The sequence below is a fragment of the Candidatus Stoquefichus sp. SB1 genome (genome assembly GCF_001244545.1).
Taxonomy (GTDB): domain Bacteria; phylum Bacillota_I; class Bacilli_A; order Erysipelotrichales; family Coprobacillaceae; genus Stoquefichus.
The window spans coordinates 64,240-84,062 of the sequence record NZ_LN852695.1 but is presented as its reverse complement, the minus strand read 5'-3'; the positions used below and the strand labels follow the sequence as shown (position 1 = coordinate 84,062).

Below are 19,823 nucleotides of genomic sequence, written 5' to 3'. Positions count from 1 at the left end.
AATTATGTATGAAAAAATAAAAACACGCTCACCAAACTTTGATTTACATCCTGTCTTTGAAATTCCACAGACAACATCTTATTTGGGATATGATCAAATTTTTAATATCATTGATAGTCATATTCAAACATTAAAAAGACCGTGTGTTGTTGTGATTGACTCTTATTATGAAGTCAATCATCAAGAATTAAAGGAACTATTGATTGATGCATTGCATCCACAATTACTTATTGATATGAATAATATCCGTTATAGTGAGGAAATGATTCAACAACGATTAGGTCAATTTATTACTGAAGATCGTATTAATGGTGTCTTTATTACAGGTGATATCAAACAGTATTTTGATTTGGATAAAGTTGAACAGGCAAAACAAGATATCCAAGTGGCAACAGGATTAGTTATTGTTTATGGTGTAGGAGCAGGTATTATTAGTCGAGGTGATCTTTTCATCTATCATAATGTCACAATTCAACGTATTAAAGATGGATATTTTGAAGATTTACCTAATTGGGGAGCTCATAATGAAAAGGAAGATCCATTAACTAAAGAAAAACGTTTTAATTTTGTAGAAGCACGCTTATTAGATAATCATAAACGCCATATGTTTTCTTATATGGATTATGTGATTGATGGAGATACTCAAGGTCAGCCTGTTATGGTGACAGGAGATGATTTTAGAAGGACCTTAACATATTTTGCTAGTCATCCATTTAAACTTGAACCTTTCTTTAATCGAGGAATTTGGGGTGGACACTGGTGTAAAGATGTTTTAAATGGTGGTTTGGATAAAGAGAATACAGCCTGGGGTATGACTGGCTGGATGAATTTTCAAAATGCCTTAGCTAAAGTAGGGGAACATGAAATGAGAATTGTAGGAAGAGATATAATCCAATATCAACCATTATCATTCCTAGGTCATCAAAATTATTTCTGGTTTGGCTACAATTGTCCTGTTGGATGTGATTTCTTAGATACATGGGGAGGTGGCAATTTAAGTTTGCAGGTCCATTCTGATATTGCATATGGTCAAGAAGTTTTTAATTCTCAATTTGGACATTATGAGAGTTATTATATGTTAGACACAAATGAAAATTCATGTGTTTATTTAGGAACAAAAGAAGGTGTCAAAAAGGAAGAAATAGTTGAAGCTTTTAAACAGGCACAAGTTACAGGACAATTTGATGATGAAAAGTATATTAATTGTTTTCCAATGAAAACACATGATCATATTTTTATTCCTAGTGGAACAATTCATGCTTCAGGAAAAGATACACTTGTTTTAGAAATTAATCCAATTGGTTTTCAAACATTTAAACTTTGGGATTGGGGTCGTATTGATGCTGATGGAAAACCACGTCCAATTAATATTGAACATGGAGCGAAAGTTATTCAAGAAGAATATCAGAGTGAATTTGTGAAAAAACATTTGATTTCTAAAAAGAATGAAGTTGCAAGAGGAACAGGTTGGCGCAAGGAACATAGTGGAACAATGGAATATGAATTATTAAAAGTTGATCGTTATTGGTTTAATCAGCCAATCTTCTTTGAAACAAAAGATCATGTGAAACTTCATGTTCTTGTAGAAGGTGAAGAAGCCCAGATTATCAGTCTGCTTCAGAAGTTTGAACCTATCATTATACATTATGCAGAAGCTGTTTTTATTCCAGCTAGTGTGGGTCAGTATGTCATTAAGCCTATTTGTCAGGATCAAGAAGAACTTGCAGTTTTAGAATGTTATATGGATATGGGTGATGCTTATCATTAAATTAGGGTATATATACCCTAATTTTTGATAAATAATTGCTATAACATTATAAAAATTACCAAAAAATGGTATAATCATAATGAAAAAATCACTTGAGGAGATGAATATATGCAATACCGTATAGATAAAAATTTACCATTACCTTTATACTATCAACTTAAACAAATCATTATGAATTCAATAGATGAAGGTATTTATCCACAAGATACAGCCATTCCAACAGAATTTGAACTGATTAAGACATATGATGTCAGTCGAACAACAGTCAGACAAGCCCTAAATGAATTGGTGAATGAAGGTTATCTCTATCGTAAAAAAGGGATAGGAACATTTGTATCACCACAATCAAAGATTGATGAAAAATCTGATGCTTTTAATACGAGTATTTATAAAATTGATCGAGTTATTAATAGAAATGGATTCATTTGTAAAACTGAATTCCTTGATGCAGGAGTAGTCGCAGCCTCTCATGATGTCGCAGCTTATTTAGAAATGGAAGTTGGGCAGGAGGTTTGGTTTATGGATAGAATTCGATATGCTGATAATAAACCGGCTTCGTTTTCTCGTTCATATTTTGATAAAAAACTTATTGATAATTTTGTTGATGATGCAAAAGTCGCTTCTCAGCATTTCTATCAATACTTAGAAAGTCATGGTTATAAAATTTCGATTATTAGAGAAAAACTAAAACCTGGCTTACCTGATAAGGATGTAAAAAAAGCATTATCTTTAGATGGGAAGAATCCAATTATGCTTATTGAGGATATTGGATATTTAGAAGATGGAAAACCTATTGAATTTTCAATATCAGTCCTTGATGTCTCATTTGTAGATTTTTCAGCAACATTTAAGCGTAACTAAAATGAAAGCCTATATTATTTTTGATATGGATGGAGTGTTGATTGATAGTGAAACTTGGTATCAAAATATTTTAAATAAGTTTTTACAAGAAAACCATATCCAAATATCTAAACAAAGATTAAATGCAAGTACTGGTCTAAGTACGGAAGGTTTTTATCTTCATAATTGTAATAAGATCCATTTAACAAAAAAAGATTTTATTGATCAATATCATACATATATTAATCAATATGGGGAACCTGATTATAAACAAATCTTATATCCAGATGTTAAAGAATGCTTTGAAAAATTATATCAAAAGGGAATAGAAATTATCATTGCTTCTTCTTCCCCTAGACAAATTATTCAAAATGTTTTAGAAACAACACAATTAAAAGAATATGTTAAATTCTATTTGGGATCAGAAGATGTTCATATAAGAAAACCAGACCCAGAAATTTATTTGAAAATTATTCAGATGCAAGGATATCTGCCATTATTTGTTGTAGAAGATAGCTATTATGGAATTCAAGCTGCTAAAAGTGCTCATACAAAAGTCATAGCATATGCTCAAAAAGAAATAAATCAAAGCAATAGTGATATGATTATCAATAATCATTTAGAAATATTGGATTATTGTTGAAATAATGATTATATCAAATATAATGTTATTAATAGATCTATATGATTGGAGGAAAAATGGATGACGAGTGAAGAATTAGCGCATATGTTTGATCATACTTTTTTAAAGGCTTATGCAACACATCAGGACTTTGAAAAATTATGTCAAGAAGCAAAAGAAATTGGGGCAGCTATGGTTGCAATTAATAGTGAACCAGTTAAATTATGTAAAGAATTACTGGCAGGAGAAAATGTCCATGTTGGAGCAGCTATTTCATTTCCATTAGGTCAAACAGCATTGGCTGTTAAAATAGCTGAAACAAAACAGGCTATTGAAGATGGGGCTGATGAAATTGATTATGTCATTAATGTTGGTAAAGTCAAAATGCATGATTGGGACTATCTTGAAGAAGAGATGTCAAGTATTGTAGCAATTTGTCATCAACATGATGTTTTATGTAAAGTGATTTTTGAAAACTGTTATTTAGAGAAGGATGAAATCAAAGAATTAGCATTGATTGCTAAAAAAGTAAAACCTGATTTTATTAAAACAAGCACTGGTTTTGGACCTTCTGGAGCATTAGTAGAAGATGTACGTTTGATGAAAGAAACTGTTGGTGATGAGGTTCAGGTCAAAGCAGCTGGAGGAATTCGTGATTGGAACACTTGCAAAGCGATGATTGAAGCAGGTGCAACACGTATTGGAACAAGCAGTTCTTTAAAGATTTTAGAAGAATTTAAGGCAGAAGAAAATAAATAAAAAAGCAACACAAGACAACTCGTAAAGTTGTTAGTGTTGTTTTTTAATGTATATTAAGTTTTCCACTGATATTTTTTAAAGCATCAGGAATAAGTTCACAGGCTAATACAAATTGATCAGGAATCTCAGAATGATTGACTATACCAAATTCATCAGTTTGTCGATAACCAAATCTCTGATAATATGCAGGATTTCCAACAAGAAATGCAGCCATATATCCTAAGTCAATGGCTTTTTGAAAAGCATGTTTCATTAATGCTTGACCAACACCTTGATTACGATGATTGATTTCCACACTCAGTGGAGCAACTAAAACACCAATAAAAGGTTGATCAGACGTTTCTATAACTTGTTGAGTCATCATAATATGACCAATGATTCCTGTTTCATCTTCTGCGATAAATTCTAATTCAGGAATAAATGTATCACCTGCTCTCAGTTGTAAGACAAAGTCTTGTTCTGTACCATCTTTTACTTCAGCTGTTGAAAAAGCTGTTTTTACAAATTGATATATATGAGGATAATCTGTTTTATGAACTGTTCTTATTTTCATTTGTTCCACTCTATGCTGTTTCTACTAAAACACATGCTAAAATAGGTGTAATGCCAACATTTTTCATATATTCCAAAAGTTCATCATCATAAGTATTCGGCTGCATCCAAGCATAATGAATACCTAAACCAATCATTTCATCAATATAATCATATGCAAACTTCTTGTTTACAACAAAGACAACCACATCAATTGGCTGTTCAACTTCTTCTAGGCTAGAATATAAATGGATATCATCAACACAATCATAAATCGGTGAAATACCATATACATTATAACCTCTTTCACGTAATCTATGATAAATTTTATAACCAAATTTATCTTTATTTTGTGAAACACCAATAACTGCAAAATTGTAGTATTTATTTAAGATCTCTTTTGGATTCATAATCTCACCTCAACTTATTATAACATATATGAATTAAAATTGATAATATTATCAATTTGTGCTAATATGAATGCTAGTCAAGGAGTGTGAAAGATATGTATGATGTGATTGTTGTTGGTGGAGGACATGCAGGAATTGAAGCGGCTTTAGCCCCTGCGAGAATAGGAAATAAAACATTGTTAATAACGTCTCATTTTGATAATGTAGGATCTTTACCATGTAATACATCGATTGGTGGTCCGGCTAAAGGAATTATTGTCAGAGAGATTGATGCATTGGGTGGACAGATGGGAAAAACAGCCGATGCAACTTATCTACAAATGAAAATGTTAAATACTGCAAAAGGTCCAGGCGTTCAATCTTTGCGTGCTCAAGCTGATAAAAAAGCTTATCCTCGTTATATGCAAAATATCTTAAAGCAACAGGATAATCTTGATATTGTTGAAGGTATGGTTGAAGATTTAATTATAGAAGACGATACTGTTAAAGGTGTGATTTTAGATACTGGTGAAACATATCTAGGAATGACGGTTATCTTAACGACAGGAACTTATTTAAAGGCTGAGATTTTAGTTGGTGATCAGAAAACACCAAGTGGGCCTGATCAGGAGAGACAATCATTATTTTTGTCTGATAGATTAAAAGATTTAGGATTTAGAATTCAAAGATTAAAAACAGGAACACCTCCTCGTGTAGAAATCAACAGTGTTGATTATTCAAAAACTCAATGTCAACCAGGAACAGATGAACCTTTAGCTTTTAGTTATGAAACAACAAACTTCATTTCAATAGAAGAACAAACACCTTGTTATTTAACATATACAAATGAAACAACACATCAAATCATTAGAGATAATTTATCAAAATGTAGTATGTATTCAGGAATTGTTAAAGGAATCGGTCCACGTTATTGTCCTTCAATTGAAGATAAAATTGTTAAATTCTCAGATAAATCACAACATCAGATTTTCTTAGAACCTGAGTCAAAAGAAATGAATACGATTTATGTTCAAGGCTTTTCAACATCTATGCCTCATGATATTCAAGAACAAATGATTCGAACAATTCCAGGATTAGAAAACTGTCAAATTTTAAAATATGCTTATGCTATTGAATATGATGCAATTGATCCATTACAATTATGGCCTAGTTTAGAAACAAAAGTGATTAAAAATTTATTTACAGCGGGGCAGATTAATGGAACAAGTGGTTATGAAGAAGCTGCTGCACAAGGTTTAATAGCGGGTATCAATGCATCTCAAAAACTAAGTGGTAAAGCACCATTGATTTTAAGAAGAGATGAAGCCTATATTGGTGTTATGATTGATGACCTAGTGACAAAGGGAACAAAAGAGCCTTATCGTATGTTGACATCTAGGGCTGAATATCGTTTATTGTTAAGACATGATAATGCTGATGAACGTTTAAGAAAATATGGTTATCAGGCACATCTTGTTAGTGAAGAAGTTTATCAAACATATTTAAATAAAATGCAACGTATTCATAATGAAATTGAAAGATTAGAAAGTATCCGTTTCACTCCTAAACATGAAATTAATGATGTCTTAGAGCAATTGGGGTCATCACGTTTAAATGAAGGTATGAGTGCAAAATCATTACTTCAAAGACCAGAAATGGATTATCAGAAGATAAAACCTTTTATTGAAGATGCTCATCTTTCATTAGAAGAAGAAAAAAGAGTAACAATTCTCATTAAGTATAAGGGTTATATTGATAAAGCATTAAGACAAGTAGAAAAACAAAAGAAAATGGAAGAAAAACAAATTCCATTAGATATTGATTATCATCAAGTCTTGAATTTATCTTTAGAAGCAAAACAAAAATTATCTGAAATTAGACCAATGACAATTGCTCAAGCATCAAGAATTTCAGGTATTAATCCTGCTGACATATCTGTATTGCTTATTTATTTAAAACAATATTATTAAGAGGTATATATGAACCAAGAACAATTTATTGAAGCCTTATTAAAACAAGGAATCACACTTACAAATAAACAATTACAACAATTTCATCAATATTATGAAACATTAATAGAATGGAATAACAAAATGAATCTAACAGCTATTACTCAAAAAGAAGATGTTTATCTTAAACATTTCTATGATTCATTAACAATTTCTTTTGATTATGGTTTTAATCATCAATCTTTATGTGATATTGGTGCAGGGGCAGGATTTCCATCTATTCCATTAAAAATCATTTATCCTGATTTAAAAATCACAATTGTTGATTCACTAACAAAACGTATAACTTTCTTAAAACATTTAGTAGAAGTTTTACAGTTAGATCAGGTTGAAGCCATAAGTGCAAGAGCAGAAGAATATGCTAAAGATCATCGTGAATCTTTTGATATAGTAACAGCAAGAGCCGTTGCAAGATTGAATATTCTTGATGAATTGTGTTTACCTTTGGTAAAACCTAGTGGTTATTTTATCACTTTAAAAGGATTAAAAGCAAAAGAGGAATTGAGTGAAGCAAAACAGGGAATTGAGAAATTAGGTGGAAAAGTCATGAATGAAGTTGATTTTACATTAACAGATGAAAATGATCATCGTTGTAATATTTATATTCAAAAAATTAAGACAACGCCTGCTAAATATCCTAGAGCATTTGGACAAATTAAAAAGAAACCATTATAAGACGATAACTATTCGTCTTTTTTTGTGCCTGAAAAAAGGTTGTTTATGCCTAAAACATGATAAAAGATATAACTATTGATATAATGAATATGTCAGGAGGAGAAAGAAATGAAAGATAAAGTCATTATTGGTAAGTTAACAAGTCGTAAACTGATTTTGCTTGACTTGATAAGCGGTTTAATTGGATATGTAGGAGTGTATTATTTTTTGATTAGTTTGTTTAAAGGAAACTCATTTTTTCAAACAACTCCTTATGCCTTAGGAGGAATGAAGATTGCACTTGTTTTGATATATATGATTGCAACTATTGTTGGTCTATCAACATATGGGAGTAAACAATATATAGAGATTGATAAAACACATCTTTCTTATTATGCTACGACTCATCTCAAAGATAGATATTTACAATCATTTCGCTTAATATTCAATCAGCCTCAGATACCGGATTTACAAATCAAGATAAATGATATTGACCATTTTACATTATTATATAGTGATGTTTATATGGGCTGGGCGCAAAAAGGACATTCCATTATCTTTAATATAACTTTAAAAGATGGAACATTGATACGCATCATGCCAGATAATCTTTATTTTGAAAAACAAAATTGTTTAAGAGGACTTGAATATATCGAACAATTAGGTATTCATATAGACGATCCTTACCATATTAAAGATGCTTTACAAGATACAACTATGAGATTTGCTGAATATATTGAGAAAGTGAGGAAAGACAATGAAACTTAATGTTTATATAGATACTAAAGATAACTATCTTTTTCAACATATCCAAACTCATCTTAATCGTTTTATTGCTCATATCCAATATGTATCATATGAAAACCTGAAAGAACCATTCATTGTATTTAAAGAAGTTAATTCTATTTGGGATTTACAATCACATGTTTATCCTAGTCATACCGTTATCTATATTTTAAATAATGCTGAATTGATATTTTTAGCACTAGATTATAGCCCTCTAGGTTTTATCCGTAAAGATCAGTTTGATAATGATATTGAAAATATCATTCATGTGATTACAAAAATTTATCAAAATCTAGAAAGTATATTAACATTAAAAATAGGTTATACACATATTCAATTAGAAAGTAGTCAAATCACTTATATTGAATCATATGGTCATTATCTCGTTATTCATACCTTAAATAGTGAATATCGAATAAGAGAGAAAATAAGTGATATGCTAAAAAAACTTCCAATAAATTTTAAACGTATTCATAAAAGTATTATTGTGAATCAAACTTATGTTCACTCTCAGCAAGGGCAGGAACTGATATTAAATAATGGAGAAAGACTGCCAATTGGTAGAAAATATAAATTTTAATAACGAACGTGATAAAATTTCACGTTCCTTTTAGCATAAGATATCTTTTGTTTCGCTACGAAAAATGTTATAATATGAAACGGATTATAAGGAGTGAAGAATGTGAAAGAACCAATGTATAAATTTATTGATATTAATCAAATTGTTGCTAATGAAAATCAGCCGAGAACACATTTTGAAAATGAAAAGATTCAAGAATTATCAGTATCTATACAACAAAATGGATTATTACAACCAATTGTTGTAAGACCATATAATGGTAAATATCAAATTGTTGTTGGAGAAAGAAGATATCGTGCGTGTAAACTTGCAAAATTGGATGAAGTTCCTTGTATTGTACAAACATTAGATGAACAACAAACAGCAACTGCGGCGATTGTTGAAAATATTCAAAGAGAAAACTTATCACCAATTGAAGAAGCCTTGGCTTATCAACAGTTGATTGATACACAAAATTTAACACAAGAACAATTGGCTCAAAAAGTTGGTAAAAAACAATCAACAATTGCTAATAAATTAAGATTATTACAATTGCCTATGACAGTTCAGGAAGCTGTCAGAAGAAGAGATATTACAGAGCGACATGCACGTGCACTCTTAAAGTTAGATACAACTGCTAAACAAAATAATATGTTAAGAGAAATCATGGATAAAGGTTTAAATGTTGAACAGACGGAACAAAAAATTAAGAGTAAGATAGAACCAAAAGTTCCACAGACAAAGCCAAAAACAAAGAGTATTTCTCAAAATTTAAAAATAGCAATGAATACAATTGAACAAGCTGTACAGATGGTTCAACAGGCAGGAGTAGAAACAGTTGTAGAAAGTCAAGAAACAGATGATGAAATGATTTATATAATTAAGATGAAAAAATAGAATATGATAGTACGGGAGCTTATAAATAGGCTGAGAGGAAGTTGTGAACTTCGACCGCACCTGATTTGGGTAATGCCAACGGAGGGATTTATACTTTACAAAGTAAGGGAATATGTCACGGGCATATTCCTTTTTATATTAAAAGGAGAGATGATAAGATGTTTGAAAAAATTATGCAAAATGTGTGTGAGAAAAAGCCATTAATTCATTGTATAACAAATGCAGTGACAATGAATGATTGCGCCAATGCAGTATTAGCTGTTAAGGGAAGTCCAATTATGGCTGATGATGAGAAAGAGGTTGAAGAGATTACAAGTATTTGTCAGGGATTGGTTTTAAATATTGGAACTTTAAATCAAAGAACAATAGCGTCAATGATAAAAGCTGGAAAGAAGGCGAATGCATTAGGACATCCAGTTATATTGGATCCTGTTGGGGCTGGTGCTAGTTCTTTACGTAATGAGTGTATACAGCAACTCTTAGATGAAGTTAAGATGACTGTCATTAGAGGAAATATTTCAGAGATAAAAGCAATTGCGTTAAATACATCAACGACAAGAGGTGTTGATGCAAGCGAGGAAGATGCGATTGATGAAAATAATAGAGATGATGTGATTGCTTTTGCTAAAAGATTGAGTCAAAAAACAGGAGCAGTGATTTCTATCAGTGGGGCTATAGATGTGATTGCGAATGAAAAAGAAGCTTATCTGATTCAAAATGGTTGTCCACAAATGTCATTGATTACAGGAACAGGATGTATGTTAAGTGCAATAACTGGTGTTTATGTATCAGCAAATACAGAGTCAGTTTTATTAGCTGTTGCTTGTGCTACAGCAATTATGGGATATAGTGGTGAATTGGCTTTTCAAAGGATTCAACAGGAACAATTAGGAATAGGGAGTTTGAGAGTTTATTTAATGGATTATCTTTATTTGATGGATTTTCATCGTTTAGAGGAGGGACTTAAAGTTGAAAGAAGATAGTATACAACAAGCAATGTGTTTATATCTTGTGACTGATCAAAGATGGGTACATCACTCTTTTTATGAAGATATTGAAGAAGCATTAAAAGGTGGTGTTACATGTGTTCAGTTAAGAGAAAAACATATGGATAATCAAAGTTTTATTGAGGAAGCAAAAGAAGTGAAGAAGCTTTGTGAAAAATATCATGTTCCTTTCATCATTAATGATAATGTTGAAGTCATGTTAGCAGTTAATGGAGATGGGATTCATGTTGGGCAACATGATATGCAAGCTAAGGATGTAAGAAAAAGAATTGGACCAAATAAGATTTTAGGAGTTTCTGTTCATTCTGTTGAACAGGCTGTAAGTGCTTATCAGGCAGGAGCTGATTATTTAGGAGTGGGTGCTGTTTTTTCAACGCAAACAAAAGATGATGCCATTGTAGTTGATAAACAAACATTAAGGGATATTTGTGATGCTGTTTCTATACCAGTGGTTGCGATTGGTGGAATTCATCATGAAAATATTATGGCTTTAAAGGATACAGGCGTTGCAGGAGTAGCTGTTGTGAGTGCTATTTTAGCACAAGAGCATATTCAACAATCAGCAATTGAATTAAAAGAACAGGTATTGTTATTATGAAAGGATATATTTTTGATTTAGATGGGACTTTACTTGATTCGATGCATATATGGGATGTTCTCTCTATTCATTATTTAGAACATCTTCATATTCAACCACAAAAAGATTTATTGCAATCTCTAAAACCACTTTCATTACATGAAGCTGCTATATATTTAAAAGAAACATATCATTTATCTGAATCATTGATTGATATTCAAAAGGGATTTATGACGCAATTAGAAAAAGAATATCAATCAGTGACGCTTAAAGAAGGAGTTATTGCTTTTTTAGAAAAATGTTTACAACAAAATATTTCAATGTGTATATTAACTGCTAACCATCGTGACATAACAGAAAATGTATTAAAACAATTTCATATGAGACATTATTTTCAAAGTGTTATTTCTTGTGAAGATATACAATATACCAAACAAGATCAAAGAAGTTATCAATATGCTGCCCAAACATTAAATTTATCCATTGATAAATGTATTGTTGTAGAAGATGCATTACATGCTATTGTGACAGCAAAAAAAGCAGGTTTTTATGTTAAAGCAATTTATGATAAAGCGAATGATTCGGATTGGAATCAAATTGTTTTAACAGCCGATCAAACATATCAATCTTTTCAAAATATGGAGGTATAAGATGAAAACAGTATTAACAATTGCTGGCACTGATCCTACAGGTGGAGCAGGGGCACAAGCTGATTTAAAAACATTTATGGCACATAAGGTGTATGGCATGAGTATTATCACAGCTTTGGTTGCACAAAATACATTGGGTGTAAAAGATATTATGAATGTGACACCTGAATTTTTAAAAGAACAGTTTCAATGTGTTTTTGAAGATATTTATCCTGATGCTATTAAAATAGGTATGGTGTCAGAAACACAATTGATTCATCAAATTGTTGAACAACTCAAAAAGTATCAGGCAAAAAATATTGTTGTTGATCCTGTGATGCTTTCAACAAGTGGCTCAAGATTATTAGCCGATCAGGCTTTAACAGCATTAAAAGAGGAACTCATTTTGATGGCAGATATCATTACACCTAATATTCCTGAGGCTGAAGTGTTAGTAGATCATACAATAACTTGTCAAGAAGATATGATTTTAGCAGCTAAAGAAATACGCCAGTGGTATCATGGTGATATTTTAATTAAAGGAGGACATTTTGAAGATAGATCAGATGATTTATTATATCATGGTGATGATGTTATCTGGTTAAAGAGTGAACATATCAATAATCCTAATACACATGGGACGGGTTGTACTTTATCTAGTGCTATTGCAGCCAATTTAGCAATGGGTGATGATATGGTTACAAGTGTTCAAAAAGCCAAAGCATATATTACAGGTGCTTTAAAAGATGGACTTGATTTAGGACATGGCAGTGGACCATTAAATCATTGTTGGAATCTTTAATCATTTCAATCATATGATAAATTATTTCTTTTTTTCATTCAAATCATTGAAATCAATGAAAATTTATTTTTTTAAATATGAATATTAGGAATTTATTAAAAATATTCGTTATAATAAATTTAATTAAATGATTGAAAAGGAGAACAAAAATGGATAAGAAAATTATATTTATTGATGTTGATGGAACTTTGCTGGATTATGAGAATGTTTTACCTAAATCTGCTGATTTAGCTATTAAAGAAGCAAGAAAAAGAGGTCATAGAGTTTATATTTGTACAGGGAGAAGTAAGGCTGAAGTCTATGATTATTTATGGGATATTGGTTTAGATGGAATGATTGGTGGAAATGGGAGTTATGTAGAAGATGGAGATACTGTTGTTATGCATCAATTAATCACAAAAGAACAGTGTCGACATATTGTTGATTGGTTAAAATCTCGTCATTTAGAATTTTATTTAGAGAGTAATAATGGATTATTTGCAAGTGAAAATTTTGAAACAAGAGGAGAACCAGTGGTTCAGGAATATTGTAAACGTAAAGGAACTGAAGGAGCAAGTCAAAAGCGTGTGAGAGATGCTTTCCCAGAAATGATTTTTGATGGTGAGTTGTATCGTGATGATGTGAATAAGGTAAGTTTTATATTGGAAAGTTATCAGGATCATTTGGATTCAATAAAAGAATTTCCTGATTTGAAGCCTGGAACTTGGGGTGGTGCTGGAGAAACAGCATTATTTGGAGATTTAGGTGTTAAAGATATAACAAAAGCACATGCGATTGATGAATTGTTAAAATATTTAAATGCAAATATAGAAGATACTTTTGCATTTGGTGATGCTAAAATTGATATACCAATGCTTGAATATTGTCATGTAGGAGTAGCAGTTAATAGCGGTGGAGATGAGATTAAAGCCATGGCAGATTATGTAACTGATGATGTAGATAAGGATGGTATTTATAAAGCATTTGTACATTTTGGGTTAATTGATAACTTTTTAGAGTTATAGATGAGGACAAATTTATTTTGTCCTTTTTGATTCTTGACTCTCCCCTAACAGGAGGATATATCCTAGGTTTGAAAGGAGAGAGATGATGAGTAAATGTATTGAAGTTCACGAATTAACAAAGATTTATGATGGAAGAAAAGTTGTTGATTGTTTGACTTTTGAAGTCAAAAAAGGAGAGGTTTATGGTCTTTTGGGTCATAATGGTGCTGGAAAGTCTACAACCATAGAATGTATATTAGGATTAAATACTCCTGATAGTGGTTTTGCGAAGTTATTGGGGAAGGATGCTGCTAAACATCGAAAAACAGTATTTGAAAAAGTAGGGGTACAATTACAGCAATCACATTATCAAAATAATATAAGAGTTGGTGAAGTATGTGAAGAAAGAGCGGCAATGTATAGCCATCCAGCAGATTATCATTATCTGTTAAAGCAATTTCAGTTAGAACAGTATATTCATCAGCCAGTTGATAAATTATCAGGAGGGGAAAGGCAAAGACTGTCAGTTGTCGTTGCTTTAATTCCAAGTCCGGAAGTGATCTTTTTAGATGAATTAACAACGGGACTTGATGTTGCAGCCCGTCGAGAAGTTTGGCAGATTTTAAAACTGTTGAAAAAACAGGGAATGACTATATTATTAACAACACATTATATGGAAGAAGCAGAAAATCTTTGTGATCGTGTGTTACTGATTAAAGATGGGCAAAAAAGGGTTGAGGGCACAGTTCAGGAAATCATTGAAAAAAGTCCTTACGATCATTTAGAAGAAGCTTATTTATGGTATATGGGAGAGGAGAAACTGGTATGAAGAGAATGCTAACAATGTTAAAAGTTGAAGGGAAATTATCATTAAGATGTCCAGATGGATTGATATTTGGAGTAGGTATGCCAGTTGGTGTTTTGTGTTTGATTGGAATGATTGCAGGTAATCAAGCAGTTAACAGTCAAAGTTCATATACATTTATGGATAGTGCTTTTGCTTCATTATTGACTGTTGGTATTTGTGCAACAGCATTCATGGGATTACCACTGACTTTTGCAGATTATCGAGATAAGAAGATTTTAAAGCATTTCTTTGTTACACCAGTGAGTCCTATGCTTATGTTATTGGTACAAGTGATAATTGCTCTAATAACAGCTTTGTTATCGTCAATGCTTGTATCATTGATTGCTATCTTTGTTTTTGATTATCACATGCAAGGAAATATATGGGCATTTATTGGAGCATATTTTCTTGTCTTATTTTCAATGTTTAGTTTGGGTATGGTTATTGCAAGTTTATGTAAAACAGTGAAGATTGCTAATGTTGTAACAACTTTTGTTTATTTTCCAATGTTGTTTTTATCAGGAGCAACCATTCCGTTTGAAATATTTCCTACATTTTTACAAAATGTAGCTACTATTTTACCACTTACACATGGTATTCAATTATTAAAAGATATATCAATGGGTGTTTCAAGTGAGCATATGATGTTTTCAATTGGTATTTTAGTTATCATCACTATTGTCGGATGTGTTATATCTGTTGTATCATTTAAATGGGAATAATGGAGGAATCAAGGATGAGTAGAGAAAATTGTTATGTAGAGAAGTTACCTCAGAAGTTATATAAAATAGGTATGTTTGCACAAATGAATAGAGTCACTATTAAAGCATTAAGACATTATGACGATATTGGTTTATTAAAACCAGAGTATGTAGATGAGATTAATGGTTATCGTTATTATACTTCAGCTCAATTACCACAATTACATAGAATTTTAGCAATGCGTGAATTAGGCTTTTCATTGGAAGAAATTAAAAAAGCAAGTGAAGGTATTTCAGAAAAAGATTTGTTAATAAAAAAGAAATGTGAATTATTACAAGAGATGGTACATATTCAAAAACAAATTGCATGTGTGGAAGGATACCTTGCAGGCAATTGTATGAATAGTGACTATCGTGTTGTTATGAAATCTATACCAGAAGTAATTGTCGCTTCTATGCAGGTGCATATGGATAGTTATGAGGATCTTTTTGAATGTATGCCAGCAATGGGAAGTGAAATGGAAAAAGCTGGTTGTGAATGTGCAATTCCTGAATACTGTTTTACAATTTATTATGATGAGGAATATCGTGAATCAGATATTCATGCTGAGATTTGTGAAGCTATCACTCAAAAGCCTGAAGATACTAAACTTGTTCAGTTCAAGGTTCTTCCAGCAGTTGAACTAGCTGCATGTGTTTTACATAAAGGACCTTATTATACATTACCAAAAGCATATGAAGCGATAGTTCAATTTATTGAGGAAAGTGGATATGAAATTATTGGTTATCAAAGAGAATCTTATATAGATGGTATTTGGAATAAGGATAGTGAGGATGAATGGTTAACGGAAATTCAATTTCCTGTTAGAAAACTATAATAAAAAAACGTACATTGTACGTTTTTTATTTTTTTCTTACAGCAATCCAAACTTCAGCATAATGATCTTGACCATAATATTCAATATCAGGTGCCTGAGATTTCATTTTCCCAGTGATATAGCCTGAGTTTAAAGGTTTATATTGTGATTTAGGTAACCATTTAGAAATTGCCATCACTTCTGTTTTTCCAATTGTATCAGTAGTACAAGGGAAAATTGCCCATAAACATTCAGGCACTTGATAAGTAACTAAATCATTTGCTGTCTTAGAACTAGCCACAGCGATATAATAATCCAATTTTTTAGCATCATCTTTATCAACATTATAAACATTAACACCTAATATTCCATCATCTTTTTGATCCATAAGCGGAATCAATTGGTCAATGAAGTTCGCTTCATGAAATTGTTTCCAATGTTCTAAAATAGCTTTTGAAGCCTGTTTTTTACGATTTGTTGTATGAATAGGAAAACCAATAATTTGAAAACTCTCTTTCTTTTCGATTCTCATTTCTTCCATTCTCTTATAACCTCCATACTTCAATTATAATGAAGAAAAGAAAAAGATTCCTCTTTATTTCTGTTCTTTGAGGATAGAAAAAGTTCTCCAAATGGAGAACTATTCAAAAGCAATACAAACTGGGGCAGGAAGTTCAATAGAAGAATCACTCATCAGTAATTTCTCAGCCTCTTCATCAAAAGTTAAAACTTGTAAACAATTCAGTTCCTGACAACCAACAATTAAATACTTATCATCAATAATATTAAAATCACGAGGCCCTTTGCCTGTATGAACCATATAAAGTAAAGAAATCTTACCAGTCTCTTTATTCACACGATACATTGCAATACTATCATGACCACGATTGGAAACAAACAAATGTTCTCCAGAAGATGTCATTCGAATGGCAGACGCACTAGAAAATCCTTTAAAATGTCTAGGTAAACAATGAATAGCCTGAATTAAATTAAAGCGTCCTTCAATATATTTAAAAACCATAATATTATTAGCAATTTCATTAACTAAATATGCAAAACGTCCATCTGGAGAAAAAAGCATATGTCGTGGACCTGAACCAGGAACAATGTTTAAAGTAAAGTCAGTATCTTCTAATAGCACACCCTGATTGTAACGATACATAACAACTTTATCAGCTCCTAAGTCAACCGAATAAACGAATTGCTGATCAGGAGTTATACCAACACAATGAGCATGGGGTCCAGTTTGTCTTTTTAATAGATCAGGACCAAGTCCCTTATGATGTACAGCACATATTTTTTGAGTAATAATACCATTTTCTAATTGATATGAAGCAGTCGCACCAACATGGTAATTTGCTGCAAAAATATAACGATCCTTTTCATCAACGCATAAATGAGTATAAGAACGTCCACTTGAACTATAATTATTATTAAGAATTAATTCATCAGAGTGAATTGTAAAACTTCCAATGCCTCCACCATCATTGTGAGAACTTGCATTTTTATAAGCAACATAAAGGACATGATTTTTGGTAATCATATAAGAAGGGAAGTCTTTTGTTAAAATTTGTTGAACTCTTTTCATTTCTAATGTTTCTTCATCAAATTTCATTATATAAATTCCCTTATCGTTGTTTTTTCCATAACTTGAAACGTAGAATACTTTCATAATATAACCCCTTTCATAAATCTATTTTATCACAATCATATGATATTTACTAATAGAGAAATACTTTTCTTGTAAATTATAAAGTGAATGTAAATTTATGAATAAAGATAAATTTTATTGTCTTAATTTTAGTTTTTAGGAAATTAAATGATAGATTTCTTGTTGTTAATGAAAAGAAATGCTTTCCTAATGGAAGAAAATGTAATACAATAAATACTATATTAAAGGAGGAAGCGTTATGGAAGATAGATTATTATTAAGTTTGTTACAAAAAAATGCGAGGATGAAGATTACTGACCTAGCGGCCGCCTTAGATGAAACGAAAGATAATGTAATTGAAAGATTAACAGAGTTAGAAAAACAAAAAGTTATCTGTGGGTATCATACAATTGTCAATTGGGATTTAACAAATACAGAAATCGTTACTGCATTAATACAAATTAATGCAAGTCCTGAAAGAGAATATGGATATGATCGTATTGCTAGTCATATTTATAAATTTGATGAAATTGATACAATGTATTTATTGAGTGGTAGTTTTGAGTTTGTTGCTATTGTAAAAGGGAAGACAATGCAGGAGGTTGCTCATTTTGTGGCTAGTAAGTTAGCTTGTCTTGATGGTGTAACTGGGACATCGACTTATTTTGTGTTAAAGCAATATAAGAATAATGGTGTTGTTTTGATTGAGGATGAAGATGGTCAAAATGATAGATTGGTGGTGACTCCATAATGAATTATGAAGATGTTTTAAGTGACAGAGTGAAAGTCATTAAGCCAAGTGGAATTCGTAAGTTTTTTGATTTAGCTTCACAAATGGAAGGAGTTATTTCTTTAGGGGTTGGTGAACCTGATTTTACAACACCTTGGGCAATTAGAGAAGCTGCGATCTATTCTATTGAAAAAGGGCGTACTTTCTATACAGCAAATCAAGGACTTCTAGAATTAAGAGAAGAAATTTGTCAATATTATCAAAGAAGATTTGGAGTCACTTATCATGCTGATAAGAACTGTATTGTGACAGTGGGTGGCTCTGAGGGAATTGATATTGCAATTCGTGCTATTCTTAATCCTGGTGATGAAATGATTGTTCTGGATCCTGGCTATGTTGCTTATACCCCTGGAGTAGAATTAGCAGGAGGAATTCCCGTTCCTATTAATTTACGTCATGAAGATCAGTTCAAATTGACGCCAGAGTTGTTGAAGGCAGCTATTACTCCTAAAACGAAAGCTATTTTGTTGAATTATCCATCTAATCCAACTGGTGGTTTTATGACAAAAGAAGATTATCAAAAAATTGTTCCCATTATTAAAGAATCAGGAATGATTGTTTTATCTGATGAAATTTATGCTGAATTAAGTTATGAGGAGGAATTTTGTTCAATTGCGTCATTTGATGAAATTAAAGATCAAGTCATAGTTGTTAGTGGTTTTTCAAAAGCATTTGCGATGACAGGATGGCGTTTAGGATATACTTTAGCCAATGAAGTACTTACAAAAGCGATGAATAAGATTCATCAATATGTTATTATGTCAGCTCCATCACCTGCTCAATATGGTGCTATTGAAGGTCTGAGACATTGTGAGGATGAAGTTTTAAAAATGCGTGATTCATATAAAACAAGAAGAAATTTCTTAGTCAAGGCATTTAATGATATGGGACTAGAAACATTTAAACCACAAGGTGCATTTTATGTTTTTCCATGTATTAAATCAACAGGGTTAACATCAGATGAGTTTTGTGAAAAACTATTAGATGATCAAAAAGTAGCCTGTGTTCCTGGTACTGCTTTTGGACCAGCGGGTGAAGGTTTTATTCGTGTATCTTATGCTTATAGTATAGAAGAATTAAAAGTTGCAACTATAAAAATCAAAGAATTTGTGGATAAGATGAGAAATCACTAGAATAATATTAATGTTCTAACTGAAAAATATAT

The 19,823-nt window shown here is 31.5% G+C and carries 23 protein-coding genes and 1 riboswitch; of the genes, 19 read left to right on the top strand and 4 right to left on the bottom strand.

Features of this window, described 5'->3' with window-relative positions; genetic code table 11:
- The first annotated feature begins 4 nt into the window (after positions 1–4).
- The 4 genes from BN1865_RS08505 to deoC all read left to right on the top strand — a co-directional run bounded on the left by BN1865_RS08505 (position 5) and on the right by deoC (position 3,989).
- A complete protein-coding gene (locus BN1865_RS08505) occupies positions 5–1,768 on the top strand; it encodes a class I mannose-6-phosphate isomerase (RefSeq protein ID WP_050636839.1) in 1,764 nt (587 codons plus the stop codon).
- 108 nt (positions 1,769–1,876) lie between these two features.
- Positions 1,877–2,629, top strand: a complete 753-nt coding sequence (locus BN1865_RS08500; protein WP_050636838.1) for a GntR family transcriptional regulator — start codon at positions 1,877–1,879, stop codon at positions 2,627–2,629.
- A 1-nt stretch (position 2,630) separates the two neighbouring features.
- On the top strand, positions 2,631–3,251 hold the full coding sequence (locus BN1865_RS08495; protein ID WP_050636837.1) for an HAD family hydrolase: 621 nt from the start codon (positions 2,631–2,633) through the stop codon (positions 3,249–3,251).
- Positions 3,252–3,311: 60 nt separating this feature from the next.
- Complete coding sequence (gene deoC / locus BN1865_RS08490; RefSeq protein WP_050636836.1) at positions 3,312–3,989, top strand: deoxyribose-phosphate aldolase; 678 nt, start codon at positions 3,312–3,314, stop codon at positions 3,987–3,989.
- Positions 3,990–4,032: 43 nt separating this feature from the next.
- On the opposite strand, the gene BN1865_RS08485 is transcribed toward deoC, so the two are convergent.
- Complete coding sequence (locus tag BN1865_RS08485) at positions 4,033–4,542, bottom strand: GNAT family N-acetyltransferase (protein WP_050636835.1); 510 nt, start codon at positions 4,540–4,542, stop codon at positions 4,033–4,035.
- A 10-nt stretch (positions 4,543–4,552) separates the two neighbouring features.
- Positions 4,553–4,930 (bottom strand): CoA-binding protein, encoded by a 378-nt coding sequence (locus BN1865_RS08480; protein WP_050636834.1) that lies wholly within the window; start codon positions 4,928–4,930, stop codon positions 4,553–4,555.
- 95 nt (positions 4,931–5,025) lie between these two features.
- Here BN1865_RS08480 and mnmG point away from each other — a divergent pair, with 95 nt between their 5' ends.
- The 13 genes from mnmG (at position 5,026) to BN1865_RS08415 (ending at position 16,238) form a co-directional block, all read left to right on the top strand.
- Entirely contained in the window at positions 5,026–6,879 is a 1,854-nt protein-coding gene (mnmG, locus tag BN1865_RS08475) for a tRNA uridine-5-carboxymethylaminomethyl(34) synthesis enzyme MnmG (RefSeq protein WP_050636833.1), read from the top strand.
- A gap of 9 nt (positions 6,880–6,888) precedes the next feature.
- Positions 6,889–7,593: a 16S rRNA (guanine(527)-N(7))-methyltransferase RsmG gene (gene rsmG, locus BN1865_RS08470; RefSeq protein WP_050636832.1), complete on the top strand. Its 705-nt coding sequence runs from the start codon at positions 6,889–6,891 to the stop codon at positions 7,591–7,593.
- A gap of 108 nt (positions 7,594–7,701) precedes the next feature.
- Entirely contained in the window at positions 7,702–8,340 is a 639-nt protein-coding gene (locus BN1865_RS08465; RefSeq protein ID WP_050636831.1) for a hypothetical protein, read from the top strand.
- Entirely contained in the window at positions 8,330–8,938 is a 609-nt protein-coding gene (locus BN1865_RS08460; protein WP_050636830.1) for a LytR/AlgR family response regulator transcription factor, read from the top strand. Before BN1865_RS08465 ends, BN1865_RS08460 begins: the two co-directional genes overlap by 11 nt.
- Positions 8,939–9,040: 102 nt before the next feature.
- Complete coding sequence (noc, locus tag BN1865_RS08455) at positions 9,041–9,814, top strand: nucleoid occlusion protein (protein ID WP_050636829.1); 774 nt, start codon at positions 9,041–9,043, stop codon at positions 9,812–9,814.
- Between the two features lies 1 nt (position 9,815).
- A riboswitch (TPP riboswitch) is annotated at positions 9,816–9,918 on the top strand.
- A 54-nt stretch (positions 9,919–9,972) separates the two neighbouring features.
- The gene (thiM, locus tag BN1865_RS08450) at positions 9,973–10,797 is read left to right on the top strand and encodes a hydroxyethylthiazole kinase (RefSeq protein ID WP_050636828.1); all 825 of its coding nucleotides are present in this window, start codon (positions 9,973–9,975) and stop codon (positions 10,795–10,797) included.
- Complete coding sequence (gene thiE / locus BN1865_RS08445) at positions 10,784–11,419, top strand: thiamine phosphate synthase (protein WP_320410394.1); 636 nt, start codon at positions 10,784–10,786, stop codon at positions 11,417–11,419. The genes thiM and thiE overlap by 14 nt, the downstream gene beginning before the upstream one ends.
- The gene (locus tag BN1865_RS08440; RefSeq protein WP_050636827.1) at positions 11,416–12,048 is read left to right on the top strand and encodes an HAD family hydrolase; all 633 of its coding nucleotides are present in this window, start codon (positions 11,416–11,418) and stop codon (positions 12,046–12,048) included. Before thiE ends, BN1865_RS08440 begins: the two co-directional genes overlap by 4 nt.
- Before the next feature lies 1 nt (position 12,049).
- On the top strand, positions 12,050–12,829 hold the full coding sequence (gene thiD / locus BN1865_RS08435) for a bifunctional hydroxymethylpyrimidine kinase/phosphomethylpyrimidine kinase (RefSeq protein WP_050636826.1): 780 nt from the start codon (positions 12,050–12,052) through the stop codon (positions 12,827–12,829).
- Positions 12,830–12,978: 149 nt separating this feature from the next.
- On the top strand, positions 12,979–13,833 hold the full coding sequence (locus tag BN1865_RS08430; protein ID WP_050636825.1) for an HAD family hydrolase: 855 nt from the start codon (positions 12,979–12,981) through the stop codon (positions 13,831–13,833).
- An 85-nt stretch (positions 13,834–13,918) separates the two neighbouring features.
- Positions 13,919–14,641, top strand: coding sequence for an ABC transporter ATP-binding protein (locus tag BN1865_RS08425; protein ID WP_050636824.1), 723 nt, complete (start codon positions 13,919–13,921; stop codon positions 14,639–14,641).
- Positions 14,638–15,381, top strand: coding sequence for an ABC transporter permease (locus BN1865_RS08420; protein WP_050636823.1), 744 nt, complete (start codon positions 14,638–14,640; stop codon positions 15,379–15,381). The genes BN1865_RS08425 and BN1865_RS08420 overlap by 4 nt, the downstream gene beginning before the upstream one ends.
- A gap of 14 nt (positions 15,382–15,395) precedes the next feature.
- A complete protein-coding gene (locus BN1865_RS08415; protein WP_050636822.1) occupies positions 15,396–16,238 on the top strand; it encodes a MerR family transcriptional regulator in 843 nt (280 codons plus the stop codon).
- 25 nt (positions 16,239–16,263) lie between these two features.
- Here BN1865_RS08415 and BN1865_RS08410 read toward each other — a convergent pair whose 3' ends face one another.
- Both BN1865_RS08410 and BN1865_RS08405 read right to left on the bottom strand, forming a co-directional pair.
- On the bottom strand, positions 16,264–16,758 hold the full coding sequence (locus tag BN1865_RS08410) for a GyrI-like domain-containing protein (protein WP_050636821.1): 495 nt from the start codon (positions 16,756–16,758) through the stop codon (positions 16,264–16,266).
- A 99-nt stretch (positions 16,759–16,857) separates the two neighbouring features.
- Complete coding sequence (locus BN1865_RS08405) at positions 16,858–17,889, bottom strand: lactonase family protein (RefSeq protein ID WP_050636820.1); 1,032 nt, start codon at positions 17,887–17,889, stop codon at positions 16,858–16,860.
- Positions 17,890–18,127: 238 nt separating this feature from the next.
- Here BN1865_RS08405 and BN1865_RS08400 point away from each other — a divergent pair, with 238 nt between their 5' ends.
- Together BN1865_RS08400 and BN1865_RS08395 are read left to right on the top strand one after the other, a co-directional pair.
- Positions 18,128–18,619: an Lrp/AsnC family transcriptional regulator gene (locus BN1865_RS08400; protein ID WP_050636819.1), complete on the top strand. Its 492-nt coding sequence runs from the start codon at positions 18,128–18,130 to the stop codon at positions 18,617–18,619.
- Entirely contained in the window at positions 18,619–19,791 is a 1,173-nt protein-coding gene (locus tag BN1865_RS08395; protein WP_050636818.1) for an aminotransferase class I/II-fold pyridoxal phosphate-dependent enzyme, read from the top strand. Before BN1865_RS08400 ends, BN1865_RS08395 begins: the two co-directional genes overlap by 1 nt.
- Positions 19,792–19,823 lie beyond the last annotated feature (32 nt).

Coding starts and splice junctions, on each gene's coding strand:
- deoC (WP_050636836.1), top strand. CDS start 3,312: ATGACGAGTGAAGAATTAGCGCATATGTTTGATCATACTTTTTTAAAG.
- BN1865_RS08500 (WP_050636838.1), top strand. CDS start 1,877: ATGCAATACCGTATAGATAAAAATTTACCATTACCTTTATACTATCAA.
- mnmG (WP_050636833.1), top strand. CDS start 5,026: ATGTATGATGTGATTGTTGTTGGTGGAGGACATGCAGGAATTGAAGCG.
- BN1865_RS08430 (WP_050636825.1), top strand. CDS start 12,979: ATGGATAAGAAAATTATATTTATTGATGTTGATGGAACTTTGCTGGAT.
- BN1865_RS08485 (WP_050636835.1), bottom strand. CDS start 4,542: ATGAAAATAAGAACAGTTCATAAAACAGATTATCCTCATATATATCAA.
- thiM (WP_050636828.1), top strand. CDS start 9,973: ATGTTTGAAAAAATTATGCAAAATGTGTGTGAGAAAAAGCCATTAATT.
- BN1865_RS08410 (WP_050636821.1), bottom strand. CDS start 16,758: ATGGAAGAAATGAGAATCGAAAAGAAAGAGAGTTTTCAAATTATTGGT.
- BN1865_RS08425 (WP_050636824.1), top strand. CDS start 13,919: ATGAGTAAATGTATTGAAGTTCACGAATTAACAAAGATTTATGATGGA.
- thiD (WP_050636826.1), top strand. CDS start 12,050: ATGAAAACAGTATTAACAATTGCTGGCACTGATCCTACAGGTGGAGCA.
- BN1865_RS08415 (WP_050636822.1), top strand. CDS start 15,396: ATGAGTAGAGAAAATTGTTATGTAGAGAAGTTACCTCAGAAGTTATAT.
- BN1865_RS08405 (WP_050636820.1), bottom strand. CDS start 17,889: ATGAAAGTATTCTACGTTTCAAGTTATGGAAAAAACAACGATAAGGGA.
- rsmG (WP_050636832.1), top strand. CDS start 6,889: ATGAACCAAGAACAATTTATTGAAGCCTTATTAAAACAAGGAATCACA.
- BN1865_RS08400 (WP_050636819.1), top strand. CDS start 18,128: ATGGAAGATAGATTATTATTAAGTTTGTTACAAAAAAATGCGAGGATG.
- BN1865_RS08505 (WP_050636839.1), top strand. CDS start 5: ATGTATGAAAAAATAAAAACACGCTCACCAAACTTTGATTTACATCCT.
- BN1865_RS08460 (WP_050636830.1), top strand. CDS start 8,330: ATGAAACTTAATGTTTATATAGATACTAAAGATAACTATCTTTTTCAA.
- BN1865_RS08420 (WP_050636823.1), top strand. CDS start 14,638: ATGAAGAGAATGCTAACAATGTTAAAAGTTGAAGGGAAATTATCATTA.
- BN1865_RS08395 (WP_050636818.1), top strand. CDS start 18,619: ATGAATTATGAAGATGTTTTAAGTGACAGAGTGAAAGTCATTAAGCCA.
- BN1865_RS08440 (WP_050636827.1), top strand. CDS start 11,416: ATGAAAGGATATATTTTTGATTTAGATGGGACTTTACTTGATTCGATG.
- BN1865_RS08495 (WP_050636837.1), top strand. CDS start 2,631: ATGAAAGCCTATATTATTTTTGATATGGATGGAGTGTTGATTGATAGT.
- BN1865_RS08480 (WP_050636834.1), bottom strand. CDS start 4,930: ATGAATCCAAAAGAGATCTTAAATAAATACTACAATTTTGCAGTTATT.
- BN1865_RS08465 (WP_050636831.1), top strand. CDS start 7,702: ATGAAAGATAAAGTCATTATTGGTAAGTTAACAAGTCGTAAACTGATT.